Source organism: Streptomyces sp. AB3(2024) (assembly GCF_041862025.1).
In the GTDB taxonomy this organism is placed as follows: Bacteria; Actinomycetota; Actinomycetes; order Streptomycetales; family Streptomycetaceae; genus Streptomyces.
This window is the reverse complement of record NZ_JBGWAB010000098.1, coordinates 20,348-32,019: the sequence shown is the minus strand read 5'-3', so window position 1 is coordinate 32,019 and position 11,672 is coordinate 20,348. Positions and strand designations below refer to the sequence as shown.

At 72.4% G+C, this 11,672-nt stretch carries 12 protein-coding genes and 1 pseudogene; 10 read left to right on the top strand and 3 right to left on the bottom strand.

Going from position 1 to position 11,672, the window contains the following annotated elements; genetic code table 11:
- From ACEPPI_RS29425 to ACEPPI_RS29400, 6 genes are all read left to right on the top strand, one after another.
- A partial coding sequence (locus ACEPPI_RS29425) for an LAETG motif-containing sortase-dependent surface protein (protein WP_373918304.1) occupies window positions 1-249 on the top strand: 249 nt, incomplete at its 5' end.
- Between the two features lie 8 nt (window positions 250-257).
- Window positions 258-950 (top strand): RNA polymerase sigma factor, encoded by a 693-nt coding sequence (locus ACEPPI_RS29420; RefSeq protein WP_373918303.1) that lies wholly within the window; start codon window positions 258-260, stop codon window positions 948-950.
- Window positions 947-1,498: a hypothetical protein gene (locus tag ACEPPI_RS29415; protein WP_373918302.1), complete on the top strand. Its 552-nt coding sequence runs from the start codon at window positions 947-949 to the stop codon at window positions 1,496-1,498. The genes ACEPPI_RS29420 and ACEPPI_RS29415 overlap by 4 nt, the downstream gene beginning before the upstream one ends.
- A 156-nt stretch (window positions 1,499-1,654) precedes the next feature.
- Window positions 1,655-2,158 (top strand): GNAT family N-acetyltransferase, encoded by a 504-nt coding sequence (locus ACEPPI_RS29410; protein WP_373918301.1) that lies wholly within the window; start codon window positions 1,655-1,657, stop codon window positions 2,156-2,158.
- A gap of 310 nt (window positions 2,159-2,468) precedes the next feature.
- Window positions 2,469-3,350 (top strand): IS5 family transposase, encoded by an 882-nt coding sequence (locus ACEPPI_RS29405; RefSeq protein ID WP_373918300.1) that lies wholly within the window; start codon window positions 2,469-2,471, stop codon window positions 3,348-3,350.
- Window positions 3,351-3,403: 53 nt separating this feature from the next.
- Window positions 3,404-3,928 (top strand): AAA family ATPase, encoded by a 525-nt coding sequence (locus ACEPPI_RS29400; protein WP_373918299.1) that lies wholly within the window; start codon window positions 3,404-3,406, stop codon window positions 3,926-3,928.
- 73 nt (window positions 3,929-4,001) lie between these two features.
- On the opposite strand, the gene ACEPPI_RS29395 is transcribed toward ACEPPI_RS29400, so the two are convergent.
- The 3 genes and pseudogenes from ACEPPI_RS29395 to ACEPPI_RS29385 all read right to left on the bottom strand — a co-directional run bounded on the left by ACEPPI_RS29395 (window position 4,002) and on the right by ACEPPI_RS29385 (window position 5,837).
- Window positions 4,002-4,376, bottom strand: coding sequence for a DUF2690 domain-containing protein (locus tag ACEPPI_RS29395; RefSeq protein WP_373918306.1), 375 nt, complete (start codon window positions 4,374-4,376; stop codon window positions 4,002-4,004).
- 525 nt (window positions 4,377-4,901) lie between these two features.
- Window positions 4,902-5,240, bottom strand: a pseudogene (locus tag ACEPPI_RS29390) (IS5/IS1182 family transposase); the annotation flags it as partial.
- A gap of 129 nt (window positions 5,241-5,369) precedes the next feature.
- Window positions 5,370-5,837 (bottom strand): MarR family winged helix-turn-helix transcriptional regulator, encoded by a 468-nt coding sequence (locus ACEPPI_RS29385; protein ID WP_373918298.1) that lies wholly within the window; start codon window positions 5,835-5,837, stop codon window positions 5,370-5,372.
- 176 nt (window positions 5,838-6,013) lie between these two features.
- On the opposite strand from ACEPPI_RS29385, the gene ACEPPI_RS29380 reads away from it, so the two are divergent.
- The 4 genes from ACEPPI_RS29380 (at window position 6,014) to ACEPPI_RS29365 (ending at window position 11,368) form a co-directional block, all read left to right on the top strand.
- A complete protein-coding gene (locus tag ACEPPI_RS29380) occupies window positions 6,014-7,234 on the top strand; it encodes an MFS transporter (protein ID WP_373918297.1) in 1,221 nt (406 codons plus the stop codon).
- Between the two features lie 21 nt (window positions 7,235-7,255).
- Complete coding sequence (locus tag ACEPPI_RS29375) at window positions 7,256-7,693, top strand: heme-binding protein (RefSeq protein WP_373918296.1); 438 nt, start codon at window positions 7,256-7,258, stop codon at window positions 7,691-7,693.
- A gap of 78 nt (window positions 7,694-7,771) precedes the next feature.
- Window positions 7,772-9,406 carry a glycoside hydrolase family 20 protein gene (locus ACEPPI_RS29370; RefSeq protein ID WP_373918295.1) on the top strand — a complete coding sequence of 545 codons (1,635 nt, stop codon included), beginning with the start codon at window positions 7,772-7,774 and terminating at the stop codon, window positions 9,404-9,406.
- Window positions 9,407-9,955: 549 nt separating this feature from the next.
- Window positions 9,956-11,368, top strand: coding sequence for a family 2B encapsulin nanocompartment shell protein (locus ACEPPI_RS29365; RefSeq protein WP_373918294.1), 1,413 nt, complete (start codon window positions 9,956-9,958; stop codon window positions 11,366-11,368).
- Window positions 11,369-11,672 lie beyond the last annotated feature (304 nt).

Sequence of the window (11,672 nt, the reverse complement as noted above, 5' to 3'; positions counted from 1 at the left end):
CCCGCCGGCGCCGAGCCGAGCGTCAGCGCGCCCGGGGCGCCGGGCACCAAGCCCACCGCGGTGCCGTCGGCGCCCGCGGGGAACGGCTCGGGCACGGGATCCGGCGAGCCCTCCGCCGCACCCGGCGGATCCGAGCTCGCGCATACTGGCTCTTCCGCGACCACCGTCGCACTCGCCGCCGGAGCCGCCGGGCTCGTCGCCGTCGGGGCCGGAGCCCTGTACACCGTGCGGCGGCGCACCAGCAGCTGAGGACACCCGTGCTCGACCTCGCACCACCCATCAGCCCCCTCACGCCCGGGTTCGCCCGGGCGTGGCGGGGCTTGTGGTGGTGGCTCTCACGCCGCGAGCGGTCCGCGTCGCCGACGGCCGGGCCCGACGCCCGCCCGAACGCGTCCCGGTACGCGTACACCTACGACCACGCCCACCCCCTCGGCCCGGACGCCGGCGGGGACGCGCCCCCGCGCCCGCCGACCGTCTCCGAGCTCTACCACGCGCACCGCCTCGCCATGGTGCGCCTGGCGGTGCTCCTCGTCGACGACCCGGGCACCGCGGAGGACGTCGTACAGGACGCCTTCACCGCCCTGTACCGCCGCTACGGGGAGGAGATCACGGAGGTGGACAACGCCCTGGGCTACCTGCGCACCGCCGTCGTGAACACCTCGCGCTCGGTGCTGCGCCGCCGCCGCACCGCCAGGGCCTGGATCCCGCCCGTGACCGCCGACATCCCCTCCGCCGAGGCCTCCGTCGTCCTGGGGGAGGCCCACCGCGAGGTGCTGGCCGCGTTGCGCGGGCTGACGCCGCGCCGCCGCCAGGTCCTGGTGCTGCGCTACTGGGCCGACCTCAGCGAGGCGGAGATAGCCGACACCCTCGGCATCAGCCGCGGTGCGGTGAAGTCCAACGCGAGCCGCGCGCTGGACGCACTCGAACGGATTCTGGAGGGACGGGTATGACCCGCGTTACGGGTACCACGCCCGAGGGCGAACGCCCCGTGGAGCGGCTGCTGCGCGAGGCCCTGACGGCCCGGGCGCAGGAGGTCACGGTCGTCACGCTGCGCCCCGCCGACCCGCCGGGACCACACCTGCGCCGGCTGTCCCTGCGCACTCCCTGGGTGCGGCGCTCGGCATGGACCCTCGCGGGCCTGTCCGGCCTGGCGGCGGCGGCCCTCGCCGGGTTCCTGGTCCTCGGGCCCGACCCGGCCGGGCCCCGGCCGGTGCCGCCCGCCTCGCCGCCCGAGTTCACCTCGCCGACGCCCTCGGGTTCCCCGCAGCCGAGCGCGCCCCCCTCGGCTTCCGTGTCGCCGCCGCCGACCTCCGCGCCGTCGCGGACCCCGTCCGCCGGGCCGGCCTCCGGCGCGACCCCTTCGCGAGCGCCCCGCACGGCCCCGCCGACCACACCCGCGGGCGGGGAGCCGGGCACGGGCTCCGGCATGGTCTCCGCCTCCCCGTCCACCCTCCGCACCGCGGGCAGCGCACCGTCCCCGACCCCGCCGGGCAACTAGCCGGAGGCCGTTGCCTTACCGATCATGGAGTCTGTCGATCGAACGGGCGTCTCGATCGGGTGATCGCGGGCACTGCCCGGCATGAGAGCAGGGCCTGGCGGTATGCGGGGCAAAACGAGGGGAGCGGACGGCCGCGCGCTGCTACGGTCGGGCGCCATGAGCTGGCTCCCCGAGAACTTCGTCCATCCCGTCCTGGTACCGCTGCCGGGCAGTGGTCATCACCTGCGGCCGATCCGGGAGGCGGACGCCCCGCTCGACTATCCGGCTGTGATGGGTTCGCGCGAGCGGCTGTGGACCCTCTTCGGCCCGGCCTGGGGCTGGCCCGCGGCCACCATGACCTACGAGGCCGACCAGGCCGACCTGTTGCGGCACGAGAAGGAGATCGCCTCACACCAGTCTTTCAACTACGCGCTGTTCGACGCTGCGGAGACAGCCCTGCTCGGCTGCGTCTACATCGACCCGCCGGAGAGGGCCGGCGCGGACGGCGAGATCTCCTGGTGGGTGGTGGACGAGCTGGTGGACAGCAAGGTCGAGCAGGCCCTCGACGAGCTGGTGCCGCAGTGGATCGCCGCCGACTGGCCGTTCGAGCAGCCGCGCTTCCTCGGCCGCGAGGTCTCCTGGTCGGACTGGCTCGCCCTGCCGGAACACCCCGACGCGTAAGTTCCGGGCATGAGAACAGGGCCCCTTGGTGGCTCGGTAGGTGTCTACGCCGGCGAGTTTTCCAAGAGGCCCTGTTGTCGCGGTTCTACGCCTTCGTTCAGGCTGGGTCCAGTCCACACACCCCGTCGTGTGACTGTCTCGCGCACCGGTTCGGGAACGCCGCGGACGACGGGGCGCGCGAGCGGCGCTACCCCACCGACATGACGGACGCGGGTGGGCAGTGGTCCGTCCGCTGCTGCCGGTGCCCGGCCTAGGTCCTGTCCGGCGGATCATGTGACGGTCGCCTCGTGGGAGGGTCATTGTTCGGTTTGTGGGGCGGGGCGATCTGACGAATGACGAGTGGGCGCGACTTGCGCCCCATCTGCCGAAGTCCGGAGACCGGGGCGGGCGTTGGAGTGACCACCGAACAGTGATCAACGGGATCTTGTTCCGGATCCGCACAGGAGTCCCTTGGCGGGATCTGCCGAACCGGTTCGGGAGCCGGAAAACCGCCTATGAGCGTCACCGTCGGTGGTCGGCGGACGGCACCTGGGATCGGATCGTGCAAGCCGTCCAGGCCGATGCCGACGCCCGGGGTCAGATCGACTGGAGCATGGTGAGCGTGGACTCCACCTCGTGCCGAGCCCATCGGCACGCTGCCGGAGCTCCGCGCAGGACGCCGCGAGTTCCCAAGCGGAGATCAACACCTCGGCAGCACCGCCCCGACGAAGGACTCGGCCGTTCGCGGGGCGGCCTGACCTCCAAGATCCACTCTGCCGGGGAAGGCGGTCTCCGCCCTCTGTCGCTGCTGATCACTCCTGGTCAGTGGGGCGACAGCCCGCAGCTGATCCCAGTCCTCGAACGCATCCGGGTAAAGTGCCTCGGCGGTGGGCATCCACGCACTCGTCCCGACCACTTGGGCGGCGGTAAGGCATACAGCTCACGCCGTAATCGCCGTTACCTACGCAGACGCCGGATCAAACACACCATCCCGGAACCGAAGGACCAGCGAGCCAACCGCAGGCGCCGAGGAAGCCGAGGAGGCCGGCCAGCGGGCTTTGACAAGGAGAGATACAAGCGCCGCAACGAGGTCGAGCGCACGATCAACCGGCTCAAGCACTTCCGCGCCGTGGCTACGCGCTACGACAAGCGCGCCTACGTCTTCCACGGCACTGTCACCGTGGCATCCCTCCGCCTGTGGCTCAGCCCGTGATCGGGCGGATAAAACGGTGGCCGCCTGATTCGCTTCCCTGCCACGATCTGGGGGTGACCACGTTGTTCCTGATGGTCGGCCTGCCAGGGGCCGGAAAGACCACACGGGCTCGGCAGCTCGCCGCAGAGCACGGCGCGCTGCGCCTGACGCCCGACGACTGGATGATCCCCCTGTTCGGCGAGGCGGAGGCGGACGGGAAGCGCGACGTGCTGGAGGGGCGCATGCTCTGGCTCGCCCTGGAGGCGGTCAGACTGGGCACCAACGTCGTCGTGGACTACGGCTGCTGGTCCCGGGACGAACGGTCCGCGATCCGCTGGCTTGTGGAGGCCGAGGGGGCGTGCTTCCGCATGGTCTACCTGCCGGTGGACGAGGAGACCCAACGCGCCCGGATCGCCCACCGCTGGGCGACCACCCCCGAGGAGACGTTGCCGATGTCCGAGGCCGACATCCTGCACGGGCGCGCGTATTTCGAGGAGCCCGACGCGGCGGAGCTGGAGGCCCGCGGGGACGCCAGCCCGCCGCCCAGGTGGGTCGACTGGCGGGAGTGGGCCGCCGACCGGTGGCCGTCGTTCGGGTGACTGCTGCGGCCCACGGCAGCTCAGCCGTACTGGGCGTGCCTGCACCAGCCCGAGATGCCCCGCCGGGCAGCCCCTAGTGCCAGCCTGTGCATTCACGGTTTGAGACATCGAGCCAGACACAGGCACGGGCCTGGACGGTCCCGTCAACCATGTTGCCCCAGCTGTTCGAAGACTTGGCGGTCCAGAATTGGTAGGTGGTTGCGTTCTCGACCATGAACGTATAGCCGGTCCCGTTCACCAGACGTGCCCAGTTCGCGCCGCAGGCGCGGCTGTATCTCAGCTCGATGCGCCCCGCCCGGGTGGACACTGCTTCGGCTGTGGTGGCATCGGCGTTGCAGCCAGCTGCGATGGGGTCCTGTCCATCGCACGTGGACCCATAGCAGCTGGCGCTCGCCCTTAGCGGTGCCGCCTCGTGTCCGTCGCCCGCTGCAGCGGCAACCCCGCTCATGGGGGCCGCCACCAGGCATAAAGCCGCTGCAAGCACGCCCAGATATGTCCTCTTCATGATCGAATCTCACTTCGCTCTCGGCTGTCGTGAACGGGTTCAGGATGATGGCAAGGCACTCGTTGTGTCAGTGCGCAATCACGACAGATTCCGCGGCATCGCGTTCACAGCGTCCAGCACGACCAGCACGTCCAGCACGACCAGCTCGGCCGTCTCGTACGAAGCGACCGTGCTGGTCGCAGCCATCAACGGATGGCTGCGACCAGCATGTCTGCAACAAGCCCCAGGGCGTGTGTCTCCCGGACCTGGCTGTGAATCCGTCAGCAGTGGCCGTACCCAGTCCGTTGCTGGAGGGCAACTCGCCCGACAGGTCTCGGGAGGTCATGGCCCGGTGCACGGGGCCGGGTCAAGCGGAACAGCCTCGGGCGTGATGGTGCGGTCGCACCGGTCGCAGAGCACCACCACACGGCACCGGCTGCCTCTGGGACACCGGCCGCGTCCTGGGCGGCTTCCGGTCAGTCGGGTTCTGACGGCCTCCGGCCGGGTTCTTCGGTCTCCCGGGACCAATGCGCGGAACACGCATGCTTGCCATGACGCTCTCGAAGGCCGGCGCGTCTCCCGCCTGCCCTCCGGTGACGCTGAGGGCCAGAGGCCGTGCACGGCTGTCGCGGGGGAGTTCGACTTTCGTGCTCGGGCCGCCACGGGACCGTCCAAGCTCATGATTGTCAGGTTCGGCCCGGTCCGCGCCCCTCTTCCCCTGGCGCCGGCGGCGTGCCGGTGGGCGCGGCAGACGGTGGAGTCCACCGATACGGTCCAGCCGATGTCGTCAGCGTCGTCGGCTGCTGCCGGGAGCGCGGCCAGGATCCGGTCCCCATTGCATCAGTGGTCACGAAGCGGACAGACGCATCCGACCGACCGGCCATCGGATCAGAGACACGCTCCAGCCGACCGGCCCCCGCCCCTCTCCCGCGTCACCGCGGTCCGGCGCCCCGCCCGTCAGGGAGACGGGGCCCGGCCCCGGGTGTTCTCGACCGCCGCGACCAGGGGGGCCAGTTCCGGCCTGAGCGCCGCCTCGTCGAGGGCTTCGCGCAGGGCCGTGTCGTTCGTGGGGCGGGCCTCGGCCAGGAGGGCCAGGCCCGCCGCGCTCACGTCGGTGTAGATGCCCCGGCGGTCGGTGTCGCAGATGTAGCGGTTCAGCAGTCCGCGGTCCTCCAGCCTGCTGACCAGCCGGGTCGTCGCGCTCTGGCTGAGTACCACCGACTCCGCCACCTGGTGCATCCGCAGGTGGCCCCCCGGCCCGCTGTGCTGGCGGCTGAGCACGTCCAGCAGCGAGTACTCGCGCACGCTCAGCCCGTGCCCCGTCTGGAGCGCCCGCTCGATGTGCGCCTCGATCCGGCCGTGCAGGAGGGAGAGGGCGCACCAGCCCTGGGCGAGGCCCGTGAGTGCGCTGTCCGTGGCCGTCATGGGCTCCTCCGTCTGGTGTGCCGTGCGTACCGCCAGGATAGGCCACCCCGCAATAGCCCGCGCTTGCAAATATCCCGCGTCTGCAATTAATGTGGACGAAGGCAAACGGCGAACGCAACATCATGCGGTCCGCCCCTCGTACCCCCCACCACCCACCCCCTGAAGGGCACCTCCTCATGCCTCTCGCCCTCCTCGCCCTCGCCATCGGAGCCTTCGGGATCGGCACCACCGAGTTCGTGATCATGGGCCTGCTGCCCGAGGTAGCCGCCGGCTACGGCGTCTCCATCCCGACCGCCGGCTTCCTGGTCACCGGTTACGCCCTCGGCGTCGTCCTGGGTGCCCCACTGATGACCGTCCTCGGCACACGTGTCCCCCGCAAGCGCATGCTGATGCTGCTCATGGGCCTCTTCGTCGCGGGCAACGTGCTCTCCGCACTCGCCCCCGCCTTCGGCGTCATGCTCGCCGGACGCGTGGTCGCCTCCCTCGCCCACGGTGCCTTCTTCGGCATCGGAGCGGTCGTCGCCGCCGGACTCGTCGCCCCCGACCGGAAGGCCGGCGCGATCGCGATGATGTTCACCGGCCTGACCGTGGCCAACGTCGTCGGAGTCCCGCTCGGCACCCTCGTCGGGCAGACCCTCGGCTGGCGCGTCACCTTCCTGCTCGTCGCCGCGCTCGGAGTGATCGGCCTGCTCGGCATCGCCCGGCTGGTCCCCGACCTCCCCCGCCCCGAGGGGGTCCGCATCCGCCACGAGCTGGCCGCCTTCCGCAACGCCCAGGTGCTGCTCGCGATGGGAATGACCGTCCTCGGCTTCGGCGGGGTGTTCGCCGCCATCACCTACATCACCCCGATGATGACCGACGTCGCCGGCTTCGCCGACACCTCCGTCACCTGGCTGCTCGTCCTCCTCGGCCTGGGCATGGTCGCCGGCAACCTGGTCGGAGGCCGGTTCGCCGACCGGGCCCTGATGCCGATGCTGTACACGTCCCTGGGCGCGCTGGCCGTCGTACTGGCCCTGTTCACCCTCACCGCCCACACCAGGACCGGCGCCGCCGCCACCCTCTTCCTCATCGGCGCCCTCGGCTTCGCGACCGTGCCCCCGCTGCAGAAGCGGGTTCTCGACCAGGCCGCCGGAGCCCCCACCCTGGCCTCCGCCGTCAACATCGGCGCCTTCAACCTCGGCAACGCCCTCGCCGCCTGGCTCGGCGGCCTCGTGATCGCCGCCGGCCTGGGCTGGACCGCCCCGAACTGGGTCGGCGCGGCGCTCGCAGCCTCCGCCCTCGTCCTCGCCCTCGTCTCCGGAGCGCTGGAGCGCCGTACGGGACGCGGCGCGACCGCGAGCCGGACCGTCGCCCCCGGGGCCCCGGCCGCCGGCACCCCCGCCGCCGCCCACCACTGATCCCCTTCCAGGAGCACCACCATGTCCCGTACCGCCACCGCCCCCCGTACCGCGGTCGCCCCGCTGACCACCGGGGACGCCGAACTGCTCGTCGCCACGGCCACGGCCGCCGCCGAAGCCGCCGGGGTCACGGTCAGCGTCACCGTCCTGGACGCGGGCGGCCACCCGCTGGCCTTCCGCCGCGACGACCGGGCCGTCCTGATCTCCGGCGAGACCAGCACCCGCAAGGCGTTCACCGCCCTCCAGCTGAACGCCCCCACGGCCGACCTCGTCGACGCCGTCCAGCCCGGCGGCCCCTTCCACACCCTGCCCACCGCCCTCGACCGGCCGCTGCTCTTCATCGCCGGCGGGCTGCCCGTCCACCGCGACGACCGCCTCGTCGGGGCCATCGGCGTCGGCGGCGGGGCCCCCGAACAGGACCACGGCTTCGCCGCCGAGGCCATCGAGGCCCTGGGCTGAGCCCCGGCCCTCGGGTCGCGCCCCCGTGCCCCCCGTGCCAGGTTGGTACGGGGGACACGGCGGCAGGACGGGTGTGACATGCGGCAACGGACGAGGCGGCTCCGGCGGGGCCGGGCCCTGGCGACGGCGGCGGCCGCCGCGCTGGTCACCCTCGCGGTGCCCGCCTGTTCCGCCGGAGCCCAGCCGTCCGGGGCCGGCCCCAAGAGCGCCGGCGCCACCGGATCCGCACCCTCCCCGGCGGCGAGCCCCGCCGAACCGCCCTCACCCCCGCCGTCCGCCTACCCGCTCTCCACGGCCCCGCGCACCGTCCCGGCCGTACGGGAACACCGGCCCGCCCGCGGCCCCGGCTGGAAGCCCGCCCCGGCGGCACGGGTCGTCGTGGCCCCCGCGGACAGCGCGGCCCTGTCCGACGAGGCGAAACTGCTCGCCGGCGAGCTGAAGCTCGGCTACGCGCAGTCGAACGAGCCGGGCCCCGGCGACGTCCAGCTCGCCCTCGCCCCGAAGGGCTCCGGCCCGCCCGAGTCGTACACCCTCACCGTCGGGGGCGGCCGGGTCCGGATCACCGGCCCCGACGAGGCGGGCGTCTTCTACGGGACCCGCACCCTCAAGCAGGAGATACGCGGAGCCGGCACGGCCCCCGAGGGCACGGTCGAGGACGCCCCCGCCAAACCCCAGCGCGGCCTCAACCTGGACATCGCCCGCAAGAACTTCACCCCCGCCTGGATAGAGAACCGGCTGCGCGAGATGGCCGACCTCAAGCTCAACCAGCTGGGCCTGCACTTCTCCGACGACCAGGCCTTCCGGATCCAGTCCGACACCCACCCGGAGATCGTCTCCACCCCACACCTCACCAAGGCCGACGTACGCGGGATCAACGCCCTCGCCGCACGCCTGCACATCGCGGTCGTCCCCGAGATCGACTCGCCCGGACACCTCGGCGCGGTACTGCGCGCACACCCCGAACTCCAGCTGCGCGACGTGAACGGCCGGGCCGTCAAGGGCGCGGTGGACATAGCGAACCCCGCATCCGCCCGCCTCGTGGACGAACTGCTGCGCGAGTACCTGCCGTTGTTCCCCGCCGGGGCCTGGCACCTGGGCGCCGACGAGTACCAGGCACTGGTCGTCCGCGACCCGCAGGCCTCCTTCCCGAAGCTCGCGGCCGCCGCCCGCGCCCGCTACGGGCCCTCCGCGCGGGTCCAGGACCTGGCGACGGGCTGGCTCAACGACCGGGCGGCCGTGGTCCGCCCGTCGGGCAAGACCCTCAAGGCCTGGAACGACGGATTCTTCCGGGGCGGCGTCGCCACCGCGGCCCCGGACCTCCAGGTCGAGTACTGGACCGGCAAGGAGATCGGCGCCCGGCCGCCGCTGGAGTACCTGAGCGCGGGCCGCAAGGTCGTCAACCTCAACGACGAGTACCTCTACTACGTGCTGGGCCAGCCCAACCAGTTCACGTACCCGACCGGCCGGCGGATCTACGAGGAGTGGACCCCGCGGGTGCTGCGCGGCACCACCGCCGTCCCGGCCCGTTACGACGCGCAGATCCTCGGCGGCCGGCTCGCCGTCTGGGCCGACCTGGCCGGTGCGCAGACCCAGGAGCAGGTGGCCGCGGGCATCCGGCTCCCCCTGGCCGCCGTGTCCCAGAAGCTCTGGGACGCCCGCACGCCGCAGGCCTCCTGGGCAGACTTCCGGGCCCTCGCCGACCGTGTCGGCTGATCCGCCGCCGTACGGCCCCGTCACCCTCCGGCCGTGTGAAGGCCGTTGATCCGCGGGGGGACTGGCCGGATCGGCACGGAACCGCAGGCCGGGCCGGCGGTCGTTCCCGGAGCGGGGGAGGGCGGGGACGGCCCGGTGCCGGGGTCCGGCCCCGGCGCGGGTGACGCCGGGGTCTCCCGTCGTGGCAGCGTGCGGGCCTGCGGGGCCGGAGCCGGAGGCGATGTGGCGTCCGTAGACCTCTGCGGTGCGAGTGGGGGAAGGCGCGCGCGGGCTCCCGGCGCGGCGCATCGGGCTCGTGTTCGATCGGGCTTGAATGTGGTCGGCCGTCAGGGCAAACGCTCCTGAGACGGAGATCGCCGGATCGAGCTAATGCCATCGGCCCCACAACGATCACCGGTTCCGCCGCCGTTACTGTTTCCACGGATTCGGGCGGACTCCCCGGATGTCCGTCCCTTTTGCTCCTGTTCGTCTTTCTTCCTCTTTTCACCGGTTGACCACCCCGCCCGTGTGCGACGACGGTCACCGCCCCCGCGAAGGAGAGCTCGCCCGATGACCGTTGACGCCAGCACGGAGGCGCAGCCCGCTCCGCCCCGGCAGTCCAGCCTGGGTACGGCGGCCGCCCGCAACCTTGCCACCACCACCAAGTCCGCCCCGCAGATGCAGGAGATCACCTCCCGCTGGCTGCTGCGGACGCTCCCCTGGGTCGAGACCAAGGGCGGCACCTACCGGGTGAACCGCCGCCTCAGCTACACCGTGGGCGACGGCCGCATCGAGTTCGTCCAGGACGGCGCCACCGTCCGGGTGATCCCCCGGGAACTCGGCGAACTCGCCCTGCTGCGGGGCTTCGACGACGTCGAGGTGCTGAACGCGCTCGCCGCCCGCTGCGTCCAGCGTGACTTCGGGCCCGGTGAGGTCCTGGTCCAGCGCGGTACCCCGGCCGACCGGATCCACCTGATCGCCCACGGCAGGATCGCCCAGACCTCGGTCGGCAAGTACGGCGACGAGGTCGCCATCGCCGTCCTCGCCGACGGCGACCGGTTCGGCGAGAACGCCCTGCTGGACGCCGACGCCGAATGGGACTACAGCGCCACCGCCGAGACCGCGGGCACCCTGCTCAGCCTCTCCCGCGCCGACTTCGCCTCCGTACTTTCCAACGCGCCGCAACTCCAGGCGCACGTACAGCAGTTCAGCAGCCTGCCCCGGCAGCGGCAGAACAAGCACGGCGAGGCCGAGATCGCCATGTCCGCCGGCCACACCGGCGAGCCCGAGCTGCCCGGCACCTTCGTCGACTACGAGCTCAACCCGCGCGAGTACGAACTCTCCATCGCGCAAACGGTCCTGCGGGTCCACACCCGCGTCGTCGACCTCTACAACGGCCCGCACAACCAGACCGAGGAACAGCTCAGGCTCACCATCGAGGCGCTCCGCGAGCGCCAGGAGCACGAGCTGATCAACAACCGCGAGTTCGGTCTGCTGCACAACGCCTCCTTCAAGCAGCGGATCCAGACCCACTCCGGCCCGCCCACCCCGGACGACCTCGACGAACTGCTCTGCCGCCGGCGCGGCACCAAGCTGTTCTTCGCCCACCCGCGGACCATCGCGGCCATCGGGCGCGAGCTCAACGCCCGCGGGCTCTACCCGGACCACGTCGACCTCGGCGGTCAGCAGGTACCGGCCTGGCGCGGTGTCCCGATCCTGCCGTGCAACAAGATCCCGATCAGCAAGGACAACACCAGCTCGATCCTCGCCATGCGCACCGGCGAGGACAACCAGGGCGTCGTCGGTCTGCGCCAGACCGGTCTGCCGGAGGAGTACGAACCGGGCCTGTCGGTGCGGTTCATGGGGATCGACGAGCAGGCGATCATCTCCTACCTGGTCACCACGTACTACTCCGCCGCCATCCTCGTCCCCGACGCGCTCGGCGTGCTGGAGAACGTGCAGATCGCGCGCAGCCGCGACTAGGGCGTGACCCGGCGGGCCGGGCCGGACCCGGGCCGTCCGGCCCCGGCCCGCCGCGCCGGACGCCCCCTCGGGGGTGTCCGGCGCGCACGTTCCTCAGGAGCCCGTCCGGTCCGGAGCGCCGGGCCCGGTGACCGGGGCCCACCCGCCCCGCCCGCACGGCTGCGGCTGCGGCCCCGGGCCTTCCCGGGCAGCCCCGTGCAGGCCCGCCCCGCGCCACTGCAGCCTGCCCGAGCGGTGTCGTGCCGAGCGGTGTCGTGCCGAGCGGTGTCGTGCCGAGCGGTGCCCGCGGGCGCGGAACCGCCCC